Raw genomic sequence first — 16537 nt, 5'->3', positions numbered from 1 at the left:
CGATTATCAAGAATCCGGCGATGTTCCATCAAGAGCGTGTCAAGAAGGGCAACAACGTCAGGCGTTGCGCGGCAACAAAATCTGTACCTGCAAGCCTCCCGTTGCCGGCAGCGTGGCATTAATCGTGCCGCCGTGCGCCTGGCAAATCGCCCGCGCAATCGACAGGCCCAGCCCGCTGCCGCCCGAGTGGCGGGCGCGTGACGCCTCACCGCGCGCAAAGCGCTCAAACATCAACGCCAGAAACGCCGCAGGAACGCCCGGGCCGCTGTCCTGCACGATGATTTCGTAATAATCAACGGTGTTGCGCGTGCGCAGCTGCAGCTGGCTGCCGCTTCCGGCATAGCGCAGGGCGTTTTCCAGCAGGATGGTGAAAACCTGCCCGAGACGGAACGGATCGACCGGCAGCAATGTCTCTTCAGCCAGCGCTACCCCGGTGCTGATGCGCGCTTCATCCAGCTGCGGTTTGATCCATTGTAAGCGCTCGCGCAGGATATCGGCCGGGTTGCAGCGGACTTTCTCCAGTGTGAGCTGGCCGGCATCCGCCAGTGACAGCAGATGCAGCTCATCGATCAGCCGGTGCAGACAACTGAGCTGCGCCATGATCAGGGCGAGCTGACGTGAGTCAGCGCTGAATACGCCATCAAGCAGCGCCTGCAGACGCACCATGGCGGCGTTGAGCGGCGACCGCAGCTCATGCGCCATGGCGACATGCGACGTACGCAGCTCTTTGTCGTAACGCGCCAGCTGGCGCGTCATCGCGTTGAAGTTGTGCGCGAACTGCGCCAGTTCGGCGGGCGCTGCCGGCGTTAACGCCGCCTGCGCACCGAAATCGCCTGCGGTCACCTGGTCTGCCGCTCGTCTGAGCTGGCTGAACTGTGCAGAAAGCGGGCGCGCGTGACGCAGCCCGAAATAGGCAATAAACGGAATGGTCACCAGCACCAGGATGCCGACGGTGATCCAGTCCGAGGAAGCAATGGACGGATCGGAGTAGCGTATGCCCCACCAGCTATCAATGATCTGGTGAAAGCGCGCGGGATCGCGTTCCGGATGCGCACGCAGGGCGAGAAATTCACGCAGAACCGCCGGCGGCATATGGTGCGTGATCCACAGGTATTGCACCGTGAAGCGCAGCCACATGCACAAAGCAATCAGTACCACGGTACCGATAGCCAGCGTCAGAATGCGCAGACAAAGCCAGCGCCAGAGCGTTTGTGGAGATTTTTCTGTCATGGCTGGCGGAACCGGTAGCCTACGCCGCGCACGTTGAGCAGCACGCCCGCCATACCGGCCGCCTCCAGCTTTTTGCGCAGGTTATACACGTGGGTATCAATCACCCGCTCCAGCGCGTCGCTGTCCGGCATACACTGCTCCAGCAAAAACGGGCGGCTCAGCGCGCGCACCGGTGCGCGCATCAGCGTGACCAGCAGCGTGAATTCGGTTGGCGTGGTATCAACGCAAAGCACGTTACCCGAGGCCTGCGTGACGGTAACCGTCATCGCGCCGCTGTTCACCTCCAGCCCCTGCCAGCGCAGGATCTCTTCCTGCGGCGTTTTTACCGCGCTGCGCCGCAGCACTGCCTGCACGCGTGCCACTACTTCGCCGGGATGATAAGGCTTGACCACATAATCATCCGCGCCGTAGCGCAGGGCACCGATGCGATCGGGCGTATCGCCCATGGCCGTGACCATAATCACCGGCACCTCGCTGCTGCGCCGGAGTTTTGCCAGCACCTCGGTGCCGTTCAGGCCGGGCAGCATCACATCAAGCAAAATCAGATCGGGCTGCCAGCGCAGGGCCAGCTCAAGTCCGCTCAGGCCATCCGCGGCAACACGCACCGCATAATTTTCCCGTAGCAGATACGCCTCCAGCACCTCAGCCGCGTCAGCGTCGTCCTCAATAATCAGGATATTTTTGGTCTGCATAACTCACCTTGACAGTTTCTTCATAAATCCCTGGCTGTTTGTTGACACAGCCCCGGGATACTTCGGCTTCGCGCTGCGGCTGCCCGGGCAAGGGGCGGTAAACGGACCGATAAAGAGGTGACACGATGATAACCAGAAAAACGCTGATGTACATGACCCATCTGCTACTCATGATTTCCGCTGCCGCCAGGGCGGATGGTGACGCACAGACCAGCCTGACGCTCGGCGCAGGGGCGCAATTCGCGCCACGCTACAGCGGATCGAATAAAACACGGGTGCAGCCGGTACCGATTTTCCAGGCCAGAGATGGCGCATTTTTTGCTGATGCCCAGAAAGGCATCGGGTACGACCTGCAGAGCGACAGCGGGTTTTATCTGGAACACACGCTGGGTTATGGCCTGGGCCGAAGCGATAAAGATTCAATGTGGCGGGACGGCGCCAGCCGGCTGCAAGGCATGGGAAACATCAGTGCGACGGTGAACACTGCACTGGCGCTGGGCTGGCAGCTCACGCCGTGGCTGAGCGCAGAGGGCAAAGCGGTGCTGCCGCTCAGCGATGATCAGGGCGTGAACTATCAGGCATCCGTTACGCTGGTGCCCCTCCAGCGCGACAGCGATACCGTTGCATTGCAGACGGCGGCGCTGTTTGGCGATGCACGTTATATGAATACCTGGTATGGCGTGAGCGATGTCCAGAGCAGCCGCAGCCGGTTTTCACGCTACGATGCCGGCGGCGGCTTCTATGGTGTTGCGACTACGCTCACCTGGAGCCACCAGTTTGATGCTCACTGGGGCACGCTGGTCAGCGCGGGTTACAGCTGGCTGGGCGATCGCGCCGCGGACAGCCCGATTGTGTCCCGGCGCGATCAGGTCACCGGCACGGTCGGCTTTAGCTACACCTTCTGAGAAACGTTTTCGGTGGCTGCACAACGCCCGGCCGGCGCGCTGTGCAGCACGACAACCATTACGCGGACATACCGCCATCAATCACCAGTTCGCTGCCGGTGACATAAACGCTTTCGTCCGATGCGAGGAACAGGGCGGCCGCCGCAACTTCGTCAGGATGGCCGAGGCGTTTGGCCGGTATCTGCGCGCTGAATGTCTGTCGTATCTCGTCGCTGACCTGGTCAAACATCGGCGTGTCCGTCGGGCCAGGACTAAGCGTGTTGACGCGAATGCCGCGCGGTGCCAGTTCGCTGCTCCAGGTGCGGGCATAGGCGCGCACCGCGGCTTTGCTGGCCGAGTAAGCGCCATAGCCAGGATTGGCCATGCTGCCCGCAATCGATCCCACCAGCACGATGGCACCGCCTTCCGTCATGTGCTTCACCGCATGCTGTACGGTGAATACCATGGCACGCACGTTGAGGCCGAACGTGCGGTCAAAGTGCTCTGCGCTGGTCTCTTCGAGGCTGGCGGGTTCAGCCACGCCAGAGGAGTTCACCAGAATATCGAGACGTCCGGCGCGGGCCTGCACGGTGTCAAACAGATGGGCAACATCGTCTGCGCTGGTGAGGTCGCCTGCTATCGCCTCAATGCGGCCGCCGGTCAGCGTGACGGCTTCGGCCAGCAGCGCTTCACGTCGCCCGGTGATGAAAACTTGGGCACCTTCCTGCACAAAACGGCGCGCGATGGCGAGGCCGATACCACTGCCGCCGCCGGTCACCAGCGCGACTTTTCCTTCGAGTTTCATTATGGCTGCTCCAGAATGAGAGGGGTGGACGGCTGATGATACATTTCGTATATTTAGTGTCAATTACGCACCTTATCTACATTAGATATACATAAGGAAACCTCATGCCGACTGATATCGCGGCGCTGCTGGCAGAGATCAACAGCACCCGTCCAATCCTGGAACAGGTCGCCAATAAGTGGTCGGTATTAATTCTGACCGTGCTGTGCACTGAACCCGCGCGCTTTAACGCGATCAAGCGCCGTCTTGATCCGATTACCCACAAGGCACTGACGGAGGCGTTGCGCCGGCTGGAGCGTAACGGCCTGATCAGCCGCCGCGTAATCGCCTCGTCCCCGGTGGCGGTGGAATATGCCATTACGCCGCTGGGCCAGACGTTGCAGGATCCGTTTGTTGCGCTGGTGAAGTGGGCCAGAGAGCAGGGCGACGCGATTGAAAAGGCACAGGTTGTCTATGATCAACGTCGTGCCAGCGAAGAATAAAGCGTGGCGGCCGCCGGCTATTCAGGCGGTCTGTTAATCGCATGCTCAACATGGTTTGCCGTTCTTCTCCTCGCCGCTAAATTAGCCCACATAAAAATGAACTTATTAAATTCGACTCGCCGGAATTTAATTACGTCATTTCAGTAAAGTTCACGCTGCGTTATTATTTGCGTGCGGGAAAAAAACGGTTAAAAATTTTGAATGGGTAAAGCAAATGATTTCAATAACACCTCAGCAGGTTTGCGCTACAGTATTAGCACTTGATTATTTGAGGATGTTTCCATGAAATTATTGAAAAAAACGGCGCTGCTTTCTCTGGTGGCATTATATGTTCCCCTGTCACATGCCGCGGCGACGGAATATAACCTTGACCCGCAACATACTTCCGTGGTGATCGCATGGAATCACTTTGGTTTCTCTCATCCGACTGCTGATATTTCTGATGTTTCCGGTCAGCTGGCTTTTGATAAAGAAAACCCGGAAAAGTCACAGGTTAATGTGACCCTGCCGTTAAAAACGATTGACACGCATGTGCCAGCGCTGACCAAAGAGTTTTTGGGTAATGAGTATTTTGACGTTAAAAAATATCCTCAGGCCACCTTCCACAGCACCCATGTGGAAAGCAAAGGCGATAATAAATATGATGTGCAGGGTAATTTAACCATCAAAGGTATCACTAAGCCGGTTGTGCTGCATGCCACGCTGAACAAGCAGGATATGCATCCTATGGTTAAAAAGCAGGCAATCGGTTTTGATGCCACCGGCGTCATCAAACGCTCGGATTTTAAAATCGATAAATATGTTCCAGCCGTGGGCGACGAAGTGACGATTACGCTCTCTACCGAGGCGTATGCCAAATAATGCATTGCGCGCTTAATCGCGCGCTTTTTCTCTGCATCAACCTGCGGCGCTATGCGCGTGTTCAGCGCGAGCTGGCGCAACAGGTTGTCTGTACTTCTTCCCTGGGTGCAGCATCACTGCCTGCCAGCGCATTTCTCGTCAGCACCCTCTGAAGCTTTGCCTCATCACCTGCCTGCAATTTCAGACCTTTAGCAATAAAGCCGAAAAAAACCACCAATTCATACCCTTGCGATGACCGCCAGCACTGCACCTGATTACCTGATGGGTTTTTACCCTGCTAACAGCGGCCAGTGAACTATATTTTTACCCACTGAAGTGCGAAATCATGGGTTTAGCAGATAACCGGCACGATAACGGTTACTGATTTTGGTGACTTATCTGACAACCACGGTTGTTAGCTGAACAGAAGGGAATATCATGCCATTACTTCCTGGTGAGTTATCTGGTGCGCCGACATGGGTGCCTGCTGTATTGCTCGTCACACTCTCGCTACTGCTGGGTTTTCTGGCCCGCTTTCTTCTTCTCAGGTTTATCCGCTACTGGCAAAGCCGCGATCGCAAGCTGTTTAAATCGCTGGAAAAGCATCTGCGGGGATCGTTATTTTTATTCATTCCATTACTGCTGATCAATATGGGGATGAATTATGTGCATCTTGATCCTGGGTCACTGAGCTTTATCGCCACCACGCTTAATATCTTTATCATCTTATCGTTCTGTTCCATTTTGATTCGTCTGATTAACGTAGCGCAGGATATGTTGTTTATTCGCTACGATATCAACCTGTCGAACAATCTGCGCGCGCGTAAAATTCGTACGCAATTAATCTATGTTAAAAAAGTGGCTATCGTCATCCTGGTATTGTTTTGCCTGAGTTTAATTCTGCTCAACTTCCCTGGTGTACGTAAATTCGGCACCACCATCCTCGCGGGTGCCGGGGTCGCCGGTATCATTATTGGTTTCGCTTTGCAAAAGTCGCTGGTGAATCTGTTTGCCGGCATTCAGATTGCTTTCACCCAACCGATAAAAATTGACGATGCGGTGGTGGTCGAAAAGGAGTGGGGCTGGATTGAGGAAATCAATCTGACCTATGTTGTGGTGCGCATCTGGGATTTACGCCGTCTGGTGCTGCCCATCACCTATTTTACCGAGAATGCATTTCAGAACTGGACGCGAAATAATGCGCAAATATTGGGGTCTGTGTTTCTCTATGTTGATTACTCGATGCCGCTGGCGCCGCTGCGTGAGCATTTTGAAAAAATCCTCAATGAGACGCGGCTCTGGGATCGCGAAACTCAGGTGTTACAGGTGACCGATACCACGGAAAAAACCATGACCATCCGTTTACTGATGACCGCGCAGAACTCACCGACGGCATGGGATCTGCGCTGCTATGTACGCGAGAAAATGATTGAATTCATTCAGCAGAATTACCCGCAGAGTCTGCCACAGGTGAGAGCTACCCTGACCGACGCCGACAAAGCATAGTGCAGGCTGGCGATGGGGCATTGCGCGGTAACTGCTCAGGTTGCCATTGCTATCCGGCGTCATTATCAGGGCCCTTATCGGGGCCCTGAACAGGACATTTTCTCCGTCCGTTTTTACTGACTCTTTTCCTTATCCGCCTCCGCTGCCTTTGGCAGATCTTTACGCAGTTTTGCCACCTGATCCGCGGTTACCGCAGGTGCCTGATTGCCCCAGCCGTTACGAATGAATGTCACCAGATCCGCCACCTGCTGATCGTTGAGCCGCCAGGCAAAATCAGGCATAGCCAGCCCGGTGACCGCCTCCTTCGTGACAGCCATTTTGCCGCCGCGCAGTACAATGCTAATCACCGATGAAGGATCATCACTCAGGATCGCTGAGTTACCGGCAAGAGAAGGGAAGGTTTTGGCATAGCCTTTGCCATCCAGGCGGTGGCAACCTGAGCAGTTATCCATATACAGCCGTGAACCGGGTACGCTGATGTCTCCCCGGATAAGTGCGGCAGTGGTGGTATCGGCGGATGGCGCAGACGGCGCATCAGGGGCGGAAGCCGGCAGTGACTTCAAATAGCTCGCCACCGCAGCAAGATCGGCCTGGCTGAGATATTGCGTGCTGTGCTCTACCACATACGTCATAGAGCCGAACGCGGCTGAGGTGTTGGTACGACCGGTTTTCAGGAATAACGCAATATCTTCATTTGACCAACTGCCAAGTCCCGACTTCGCGTTGCCGGTCAGATCCGTGGCATGCCAGCCCTCCAGTGTCCCGCCTGAGAACTGTTATTCTGGTTCATTTATCAGAGGTTACCTGGGAGCATAAAGCCGTCTGCGCTTATGTGAAGCGTTCGGCTGAAAAATATTTAGGTGACAACAATATGGCCAGCAGATTAGCGTGTTTGCGGAAAAGAACCACATCTGATAGAAGACGCGTTCTAAGGTAACAAGGTAATCGGTAAGCTGAGCTAAATTTCGATTAAAATTCAAGAAACTGTTCGTAACGCTTTGGAATGACGTAATCGGATCTGGTTAGTGAAGAGCTGCTTAATGAAAGCAGGAGTTATGATGGTAAATTTTCACTGTTAGGACGTTTATCATCTTGAACTTTGTGATAAATTTAAGTGACGAGCCAAAAGCGAAGCGCTGAAGAGCTTAGCTGAAGATGTTACAAGTGTGGTAAGGGGAATTCATGATTTGCAGAACAAGAATCACAGAAGTAACAGATTATGAAGTGGGGTATGTGCTGAATGACTTAATGATATTTCAGGCGAAGCTTCAATTCTTATTAATTGTGTAAGTTAAAGTCACCATCTTTAGTTTAAAGACAACTTATGGATATTATGGATAATCACGACTTCCACATTAAAATCACTCACGGAAACATTTTAAATGCATGCCATATTAGGTATTTTATCTATATCATAATCATTTCGACACAGTGTGTTATTAAAAAAATATAACAGCGCATATGAGTTATAATGTCTTTGCCGACCAAAATAACATCATATGAATAGCTCAAGAAATGTTATAGATATCTATTCGATAAGTAACGCAGTATAATAATAAACATATCATAGATCAAAAACCATCCTAAGCCGAGAGTAAAATGAAAAAGTTTATTGAATACAATCAGGGACTTATAGGTGTTTTTGACAAGGTTTTATTGAGTGGTTCAACAAGCCACATCGAGAATGCTTTATGTTCAAGTACGGTAGATGAACAGTTGCGTTCTTCAGCTCCGGTTGAAGCCTTGCGAGAAGCAGGAAGCTTTTTTACAGGTGATGCTTTAGCGAACGAGCTTTGTACATACTTTAACAAAAAAATCACTCTATCATCTAAAGTGTTAGACCCAACTTGTGGTGCTGGAAACCTTTTATTAGCCTGCACTAAACGATTACCTGTTTTCAAAACGCTGTCTGAGACATTAAAAGCTTGGTGTAATGTTTTATATGGTTTTGATTTAGTTGAGAGCTTCATTGACGCTACAAAAAAAAGAATTGTTTTAGAATGCATTCGTAGAGATGTTATAGTTGATATTGAATCTTTAGACCAAGCAAAGGAAATTTTAAAAAACATACAAGTAATGGATGCAATGAGGTATGATTACGAGTCAGTCTCCTTTACGCATTTGATTATGAATCCTCCGTTCACTTTAACAAAAATAAAAGAATATATTTTCTGGAAAAGTGGGAAGGTTAATGTTTCAGCTGTCATTTTTCATAAGTTAATAACCAGTGTTGATAGTAACTGTCAGATTGTAGCAATACTACCAGAAGTACTTAGGTCAGGAAGTCGTTATGACAAGTGGCGAGATTTCATCTCAAGAAATTTTAGTGGAAATATTTTAATTAAAGGTAAGTTTGATTCTAAAACCAATGTTGATATATTTATATTAAGTGGTGGGCTGAAGGGCAATGAAAAAATAAAATGGAAATCTGATAGCCTAATCGAGGAAAATAAAACAATTGATGATCTGTTTCATGTGTCAATAGGTCCTGTTGTACCTCATCGCGATCCGTTTATAGGAGATCTTCATCCTTTTATATATCCTAAAATGTTACCCGTATGGGGAGTAATTGAAGATTTTGATGAAGATAAATTCGTTCGATTTTCCGGTCGCTCAATAAAACCACCATTTGTCGTAATTAGGCGCACTTCTTCCCCAAAAGATACATTCAGAGCGGCTGGTACGTTAATTTTAGGAAATAAAAATGTCGCAGTTGAAAATCATCTTATTGTAATTAAACCCAAAAATGATGAAATAGATCTTTGTAAGAAACTAATGAAAGTTCTTAAAAGTAATAGAACAATTGATTTTTTGAATCAAAGAATAAGATGCCGTCATCTGACAGTCTCTTCGATCAAAGAAATACCTTTCAATGAAGGTACAAATCATGAGTAAGATTTTAATCGACACTTTGCCATTCGATATGTCGGCAAGGGTACCATTACAGTTGGGTAGAGAGAGTATATCAAATTCTACAACAGCTATTTCTGAACTAATAAAAAACTCTTATGATGCTGACGCAACTAAGGTTCAATTAAAGTTCGATGGTTTGGATAAACCTATTGGAACTATTGTTATACAAGACGATGGTTCTGGCATGGATCTAAATACATTAGTAAATTCTTGGCTTCGAATAGGTACTGAAAATAAGCATGAATATGGAAGATCGAGAAATGGCCGAGTTTTAACTGGAGCAAAGGGATTAGGTCGATTAGGCATCGATAGACTTTGTAAGAAAATGATCTTATATACAAAAACTAAAGAAATGGATCATATTCTTCAAATTAATATAAATTGGAAGGATTTCGAAAAGAAAGATATTTCTTTGTCTGAAATTAAGCATAAAATTTTCAAAAACTCTTTGCCCATGACTGATAGATATGGGATTTCTTTTCCAGATGGCCATGGAACTAAGATCATTCTGCTTGGAACCAAAGATGATTGGGAAGGGTACATTCTTGACGATTTGAGAAGGGAATTAAGACTGCTTGTTTCCCCATTCAATGAGATGAATGACTTTTCAATCGAAATGTCCTTTGGTGATGGGGTATCCCAATCTTTAGACTCTTCTTCGATACTAGAATTTGCTAGATGGAGTATTGATGCTGAGATTGATTCACATAATATAATAAGAGCAACGTTCAAATATAATTTAGACAATTCGACGTTCAATATCGAAGATACCTCATGGGCCAATTGGATAAAAAGCCGAGGGGAATTAGCTTCTTGTGGACCTATTAAGTTCAAGTTTTATCATTTTCTTAGAGATAAGACTAACTCAGGGACTTTGGATTTTAATTTAAAAGAGATAAGATCTTTCCTGGATGCAAATCAAGGAATAAGGATATACAGAGATAACTTCAGGGTAAGGCCATATGGTGAACCATCAGGTAAGGGCGATTGGTTAGACTTAGGTCTACGAAAAGTAAGGAATCCACAAGGGATAAGCCAAGGAGGATGGAAGGTTGGCCCAAACCAAGTCATTGGCGCTGTTTTTATCAGTCGTGATACAAATGCAGAACTTAATGATCAAGCTAATAGAGAAGGTATCGTAGAGAACGATGCCTTCTTTGATATGAGAGCATTTATACTCAAGATTATTGAAGTTTTTGAAAGTTTTGCAACGTCCAAAGCGAAAGAATCTGAAAGTTCTTTTAGTTCTGAGAGAATAATTCAAGATTTCAAAAAAGAATCAGCAAAAAGTAGTGACATAGCAAACCTGTTAAAATCTAAAATATCAAATAATACTGAGGCTACTAAAGATGAGAAAAAGAAGATAAATTCTTTGTTAAATGATTTTATCGATGTTGTAGATACTCATAAAGCAAGAACCTTAGAAGTTGAAAAATTGATTGAAACATTAGAGTTTCAAAAAGATACAATGGCCAATTTAGCTTCAATCGGGATTTTAAGTGTTTGTTTAGGTCATGAGTCAAAGCAACATGCAGGCTTAGCTTCAAATCGTGCTTACCTAATGAAGTTAATGCTCCAATCTAGAAGGAAAGAAATTGAAAATCTGGGGATGAAAAATGTTTTTGATGACCTGGATGTTATCATCTCTAGTGTCAAATACATAAAATCTTTCGCAACCTTTGCTTTGAGTACTGTGAAACCAGATAAAACAACCAGGAAAAAAATTGACTTAAAGGTTATTATACAGTCTGTGCTAGAAATTTTTAAAATGACCTTATCTAAAAGTGAAATTTCTTTAGTGTTAGATATTAATTATAATATGTCATATCAAATTAGAGGGTTCGAGATAGATTGGGAAAGTATTATCATAAACCTGCTAACTAACTCTATTTGGGCCTTAGAGGATACTGTCAAAGGAAATCGTATTATTAAAATATCACTCATGAGGATGAATGATATGATAGTTATGAGATTTTTGGATTCAGGTCGAGGTTTAGAATCTGGTACTGAGAAACAAATCTTCGATATTAATTATAGCACGCGCAAAGATGCAAAAGGTAACAATATTGGGACCGGAATGGGCTTGTCAATTGTTAGGACATTCGTCGAAGAACACTCAAATGGTAAAATTTTAGCTTTAGCAAGTGGCGAGCTGGGGGGCGCAGAATTCATAATAAACGTGCCATTTTTTAATAGGGAGGATTGAAAATGACAAAAACAGTTATCTATGTTGATGATGATATTGATGCACGAGATACTTATAAGCGTTTCTTAGAGCTTTGGTTTGGTTCTGACTTCAATATTGGTACGCCTGATATTGAATCTGATATTGCAGACATGTTAAATAAAATAATATCAATAACGAATGTTGTCGCCTTTGTGTTTGATGAAAAGTTGAAAGAGACTGGTAAAGCCGGTTACTTAGGCCAAGAACTAGCTATAGCTGTAAGAGAGTTAGATACTAAAATTCCAATTTATATATTGACTTCAGCCTCAGAAGATTTTTCTAATTCAGGGCCTAGTGAAGTAGAATATATAATCAGTAAAACTGATATTGATAATGACCAAGCCACCACCGCAATATCTGCACGGCTAAGGCGGCATCAGAATATATATTCTGACATTGTTAGTGATAGAGCTGAGAGACTTGATTATCTACTTTCGAAATCACTTGAGACATCTTTAACTGAGACAGAGCAAGATGAATTTAAGCAGCTGAATTTTCTCAAGGATAAAGTTATCAGTTTACAAGAAACTGAAATGGCAGAGTTGTTAAAAAAAGATCTTGATGAACAAGAGATGAAATTAAAAAAAATCGATGCACTAATAAAAAAGCTGGGGTGAGATAACATGTTTTATCCAAAGTTAAGCAGGCAAGATAAATATGATTTAAAAGATGAAGAAGACGAAGAATCATTTTATCATTATTCCCATTATAGGCAGATAATCGAAACCGATTGTTTGAATCGCTGTGTATATTGCGATGTACTATTAAATGAACATGCTTTTGAGGGGATGCATCTTGACCATTTTAGGCCTCAAAAGCACTTTTCTCAATTATCCTCTAATCCCAGAAATCTTGTATTAACTTGCCCGAAATGTAATAGATTAAAATCTTGTCATTGGCCATGTGAAAAAGAACTAAATAAACCTTCACATAACGGTAAAGACGGTTTTGTAGATCCTTTCATTGAGGAGTTAAATACCTATGTTAAAATTGAAATTGATGGTGAAATTACTCCATTAAGAGGGCCGGCTCCATATTTCATTGCACTTCTTCGCTTGAACAGACTAAGTAGGATACAAGTTAGACGTCGAAGGATCTTAACAATGCAAAAAGCAGAGCTAAATGCGAAAATAAGCAAAATTTCTGATGATTTGATTGATGGGTTGATTTCAGGCGAGGTATCGAAAGAAGATGCTTTAAAGATAAGAGATGCCTTGAGCGTTATTAAAGAGGAGTATGCTAAGATTGCATTGCCTTGAATATTTATCACTGTAAAATACATAATAATCAAAAGCTCAGTTATGCTGCTCTTATATAGAGAGCATGGCTGAGCTTAGGTGGGCTAGTTTAATGACGCTTTGTAGTTAAGATTTTTTTCGACTAGACGAGATCAATGCTATGTTTCATATAAATAATTATTTTTTTTTGCATAAAATTATCTAAATTCTAATAATAAAAGACATTTGATTACTTATATATCTTCTTTCAAGGTAACCGTGAGGAATATCTTTCATCTTTAAAAAATCCTAAGCAGGAGATGCAGATCCAGCCTGGCGCATGGCTGGAGCAGGCACGCATCAGCCACGCGCGGGCTTTGCTGGATGCCGGTGAGCTGCCGCTCAAAGCGATCCCGGCGGCCTGCGGTTATCACAGTGCCGATGTGATGCGCCGCGCGTTTGTCAAAGTGACCGGCATGACGCCGTCGCTGTATCGCAAAATGTTCCCGCCGCCGCGCTGAGTGTGCCCCACTGTCTGCATTCTCGCCCGGCTGCGCCATCCAGCCGCTTATTCCAGCGTGTTGCTTTCCAGCTTATGCGTTGCAGTCCCGCGCGTTGACCACCAGCAGAGCAGCGAACCGAGACAAACCATCGCCGTGCCTTGCCAGAAGGAGAAGGTCAGGCTGGAGTCAAGGATAAAAGCGGCTATCAGCGATGAAATGATAGGGATAAAGTAGGAGGCTGCGGCTAACAGCGTGACATTGCCGTGCAGAATACCGACGTTCCACGCCGCATAGCCAAGCCCCATCGCCATCGCTGCCAGTGCCAGGCTGATGCACGCCTGCAGCGAAAACACCACGGGTGGCTGCGGTGATAGCAGCGATTTCAGCCACAGCGTCAGCGCAGTTAAGATGAAAAACAGCGTGATGCCGTTACTGCCTTTAGCGCTATTTTTTGTCACCACACAATAAACCGCCCAAATCATCGCACCGCCCAATGCCAGACCATAACTGAGCGGATTATCCATCACGTTGTCGATCATTTCGCCCAGTGAAAATCCCCGATCGCCGCTCAGTACCCGACAAATACCGGCGACGGCCAGCAGGAGGCCGGGAATAATCAACGGGCTGGTCTTTTGCCGGTTAACCATCACCGTTAAAACGATAGTCATCGCCGGCCACAGGTAATTAACCATGCCGACTTCAATCGCCTGATGGCCGCTATGAGTAAAACCCAGCGACAGCGACAGGCAGAGCTCATAGCAGACAAACAGCAGGCTGCCGATCAGCAAATAGCGTCGGGGAAACTGGCGCAGGTCAGGAAAACCCACGGTGAGCAGTAACAGCAGGGCGCTGGCGCTATAAATCAGCGCGGCACCGGTTACCGGACCGAAACTTTCACTGACGCTTTTTATTAATCCTACAATCGTGCTCCACAGCAGAATGGCCAGCAGACCAGTCAGGGTAGCTTTACTCTGCGGCATTACCCGTTACCTCAATGTGTGAAAAATCGCGGCGTGCTCGCCAGTGTGGCGGCTGGCGGGGACGCAGACAAGATGAATCTGCAGGTTGCCGATGTGACTGGCCGGAAAGCGCACCCGTCTGCAGGCAAAAATTTGGAAAAATATTCTGATTAAAATCAGTGTAATAGAGTAGTGATGTAAATCTTCGCTAAAAAATATCTTGCTATTAAATAGCGCACTATATAAATTCAATCTCAGTTCAGAACACGACCATCAAGTCATTATCATTTAAATAGCGTGCGATATAATCGCAAAAAATATTAAAGGAGTAACACCATGAAATTACAACACTCTCTGCTTGCCATGGCGATGGCTACTGCATCTGTTAATAGCTTTGCTGACGCACCACAACCTGAACGTCACGTGCAGCAGTTTTTACAGGCGCTGAACAGCAGCGGCGGCAAACCGATTGAGCAACTGTCACCGCAGGCGGCGCGCCAGGTCCTGATTGATGCGCAGAAGGGCGTAACGCTGCCGCCGGCCGACGTCACTGAAAAAACCATTCAGGTAAACGGCCAGCCCATTAAGCTGAATATCGTAAAACCGCAGGGTGCACAGGGTACGCTGCCGGTATTTATGTTCTTCCACGGCGGCGGCTGGATCCTCGGTGATTTCCCGACCCACGAACGTCTGGTGCGCGATCTGGTGGTGGAATCTGGCGCTGCGGCTGTGTTTGTGAACTATACGCCGTCACCCGAAGCGCATTATCCGCTGGCCATCAATCAGGCTTATGCGGCGACACGCTGGGTGGCGGAACACGGTAGTGAAATTGGTGTCGATGGCAAGCGCCTGGCGCTGGTTGGTAACAGCGTCGGCGGTAACATGGTGGCGGCGGTCGCGCTGCAGGCTAAACAGCAGCAAACGCCTGCGATTCGTTATGACATCATGCTGTGGCCGGTAACCGATGCGCGCTTTGATACCGCTTCGTATCACCAGTTTGCCAACGGATATTTCCTGTCGCGTAACATGATGAAATGGTTCTGGGACGCCTACACCACCAAACAGAGCGAGCGCGGCAATATTCTCGCTTCGCCGCTGCGCGCCACAAAAGAGCAGCTGCAGGGCTTACCGCCAACGCTGATTCAGACGGCAGAACTGGATGTGCTGCGTGATGAGGGTGAAGCCTTTGGTCGCAAACTGGATGCCGCCGGTGTGGATGTCACCGTGACGCGCTATAACGGTCTGATTCATGACTACGGCCTGCTCAATCCGCTGAGCGAGGTGCCGGCAGTCCGCACTGCGATTCGCCAGGCGGCGGAAGAGCTGAAAACCCATCTGCAGTAAGCTTCAGGCCAGGCGCGGTCGCGTCTGGCCCGTTTATTTATCCTCGCGTCACTTCCACTTCATCTCACCGGTATTCACCTTCGCGCTCAGCTCCAGCGAGCTGACATCCGCTAAGGTTGGCCACGCCTGTTTCATCGCCTGAATCACCGCCGCGGAGCCTTTGTGCTGTTGCAGCGCCCGCTCAAAACTTTGCAGATAATCCAGCGTAAAGGTGACCGCCTTATCGCCCGCCGGACGCGCACCCAGATAGTGGCCGGGAATCACCACCTGCGGCTTCAACTGCTGCATTTCTCGCAATACCTGACGCCACTCTGCGCGGCTGACTGCGGTCTGGGTGTCCGCGGTCCAGACGTGAATGCCGGAATCCACCACTGTGCCACCGAGTATTGCCTTACTGGAGGGAATCCACACGTAGGCTGATTTTTCTGCCGCGTGGCGCAGCTCGATGCGCTCACCATCGACGCTAAACCGCGTCTGGTGGGTAATCTGCGGCACATACAGCTGGTGCGGCGCAGCGCCGTTCATCTGCGGTCCCCAGTACTGCAGCTTGGCATCTTTGGTCGCTTCGATATGTTCCACTACCAGCGGCGAGGCGACAATTTTGGCCTGCGGGAACGCCTGCACCAGCGGCTCAAGACCGAAGTAGAAATCCGGATCGCCCGAGGTGATCACGATGTGAGTCAGCTGCTTGCCGCGCGCTTTAATCAGTTCCACCAGCTTCTCGCCATCTTTGGGGCTGAACTGCGCATCAAACAGAATCGCTTCATGCGGACCGGAGACCAGCGTCGACGAGACCGGAAAAATTCCCTGTTCCTGTGGGTTATACACGTCTAACTGCAACGGGGCGGCAAAAGCCGGCGCGGCGGCTAGGGTGACCAGCAGCGCGAGTGATTTCATCTTCATGGCATCTTCCTTTTTACGGCAACGTGCCGTCA

The 16537-nt window shown here is 48.2% G+C and carries 15 protein-coding genes and 1 pseudogene; 10 read left to right on the top strand and 6 right to left on the bottom strand.

Features of this window, described 5'->3' with window-relative positions:
- Window positions 1–57: 57 nt before the first annotated feature.
- Window positions 58–1230 (bottom strand): sensor histidine kinase, encoded by a 1173-nt coding sequence (locus H7K56_RS07955; RefSeq protein WP_150360045.1) that lies wholly within the window; start codon window positions 1228–1230, stop codon window positions 58–60.
- Window positions 1227–1922 (bottom strand): response regulator transcription factor, encoded by a 696-nt coding sequence (locus tag H7K56_RS07950; protein WP_021509002.1) that lies wholly within the window; start codon window positions 1920–1922, stop codon window positions 1227–1229. Before H7K56_RS07950 ends, H7K56_RS07955 begins: the two co-directional genes overlap by 4 nt.
- Window positions 1923–2047: 125 nt before the next feature.
- Here H7K56_RS07950 and H7K56_RS07945 point away from each other — a divergent pair, with 125 nt between their 5' ends.
- Window positions 2048–2827 carry a MipA/OmpV family protein gene (locus H7K56_RS07945; protein ID WP_150360044.1) on the top strand — a complete coding sequence of 260 codons (780 nt, stop codon included), beginning with the start codon at window positions 2048–2050 and terminating at the stop codon, window positions 2825–2827.
- 58 nt (window positions 2828–2885) lie between these two features.
- Here H7K56_RS07945 and H7K56_RS07940 read toward each other — a convergent pair whose 3' ends face one another.
- Window positions 2886–3614 (bottom strand): SDR family NAD(P)-dependent oxidoreductase, encoded by a 729-nt coding sequence (locus tag H7K56_RS07940; protein ID WP_150360331.1) that lies wholly within the window; start codon window positions 3612–3614, stop codon window positions 2886–2888.
- A gap of 101 nt (window positions 3615–3715) precedes the next feature.
- Between H7K56_RS07940 and H7K56_RS07935 the strand changes: the two genes are divergently transcribed.
- The 3 genes from H7K56_RS07935 to H7K56_RS07925 all read left to right on the top strand — a co-directional run bounded on the left by H7K56_RS07935 (window position 3716) and on the right by H7K56_RS07925 (window position 6439).
- Window positions 3716–4093: a winged helix-turn-helix transcriptional regulator gene (locus H7K56_RS07935; RefSeq protein WP_021509005.1), complete on the top strand. Its 378-nt coding sequence runs from the start codon at window positions 3716–3718 to the stop codon at window positions 4091–4093.
- A gap of 282 nt (window positions 4094–4375) precedes the next feature.
- Window positions 4376–4954, top strand: a complete 579-nt coding sequence (locus H7K56_RS07930; protein WP_104093361.1) for a YceI family protein — start codon at window positions 4376–4378, stop codon at window positions 4952–4954.
- A 417-nt stretch (window positions 4955–5371) separates the two neighbouring features.
- Window positions 5372–6439 (top strand): mechanosensitive ion channel family protein, encoded by a 1068-nt coding sequence (locus H7K56_RS07925; protein ID WP_058770269.1) that lies wholly within the window; start codon window positions 5372–5374, stop codon window positions 6437–6439.
- A 113-nt stretch (window positions 6440–6552) separates the two neighbouring features.
- On the opposite strand, the pseudogene H7K56_RS07920 reads toward H7K56_RS07925, so the two are convergent.
- Window positions 6553–7209: pseudogene (locus H7K56_RS07920) on the bottom strand (c-type cytochrome); the annotation flags it as partial.
- A gap of 829 nt (window positions 7210–8038) precedes the next feature.
- On the opposite strand from H7K56_RS07920, the gene H7K56_RS07915 reads away from it, so the two are divergent.
- From H7K56_RS07915 to H7K56_RS07895, 5 genes are all read left to right on the top strand, one after another.
- A complete protein-coding gene (locus tag H7K56_RS07915; RefSeq protein WP_150360043.1) occupies window positions 8039–9334 on the top strand; it encodes an SAM-dependent DNA methyltransferase in 1296 nt (431 codons plus the stop codon).
- Window positions 9327–11558 (top strand): sensor histidine kinase, encoded by a 2232-nt coding sequence (locus tag H7K56_RS07910; protein WP_170264728.1) that lies wholly within the window; start codon window positions 9327–9329, stop codon window positions 11556–11558. Before H7K56_RS07915 ends, H7K56_RS07910 begins: the two co-directional genes overlap by 8 nt.
- A gap of 2 nt (window positions 11559–11560) precedes the next feature.
- Window positions 11561–12196 (top strand): hypothetical protein, encoded by a 636-nt coding sequence (locus H7K56_RS07905; RefSeq protein WP_150360041.1) that lies wholly within the window; start codon window positions 11561–11563, stop codon window positions 12194–12196.
- 6 nt (window positions 12197–12202) lie between these two features.
- Window positions 12203–12838 carry an HNH endonuclease gene (locus H7K56_RS07900; protein WP_150360040.1) on the top strand — a complete coding sequence of 212 codons (636 nt, stop codon included), beginning with the start codon at window positions 12203–12205 and terminating at the stop codon, window positions 12836–12838.
- Window positions 12839–13116: 278 nt separating this feature from the next.
- Window positions 13117–13317, top strand: a complete 201-nt coding sequence (locus tag H7K56_RS07895) for a helix-turn-helix domain-containing protein (RefSeq protein WP_150360039.1) — start codon at window positions 13117–13119, stop codon at window positions 13315–13317.
- Between the two features lie 47 nt (window positions 13318–13364).
- Here H7K56_RS07895 and yddG read toward each other — a convergent pair whose 3' ends face one another.
- Window positions 13365–14279, bottom strand: a complete 915-nt coding sequence (gene yddG / locus H7K56_RS07890) for an aromatic amino acid DMT transporter YddG (RefSeq protein ID WP_150360038.1) — start codon at window positions 14277–14279, stop codon at window positions 13365–13367.
- A 342-nt stretch (window positions 14280–14621) separates the two neighbouring features.
- On the opposite strand from yddG, the gene H7K56_RS07885 reads away from it, so the two are divergent.
- Entirely contained in the window at window positions 14622–15602 is a 981-nt protein-coding gene (locus H7K56_RS07885; RefSeq protein WP_375140412.1) for an alpha/beta hydrolase, read from the top strand.
- A gap of 48 nt (window positions 15603–15650) precedes the next feature.
- On the opposite strand, the gene H7K56_RS07880 is transcribed toward H7K56_RS07885, so the two are convergent.
- Complete coding sequence (locus H7K56_RS07880) at window positions 15651–16505, bottom strand: Vmh family MBL fold metallo-hydrolase (protein ID WP_150360036.1); 855 nt, start codon at window positions 16503–16505, stop codon at window positions 15651–15653.
- Window positions 16506–16537: the final 32 nt, after the last annotated feature.

This window comes from Pantoea dispersa (genome assembly GCF_014155765.1).
Lineage (GTDB): Bacteria > Pseudomonadota > Gammaproteobacteria > Enterobacterales > Enterobacteriaceae > Pantoea > Pantoea dispersa.
Note: the sequence above shows the minus strand (reverse complement) of the source record. Positions and strands in the feature narration are given on the sequence as shown.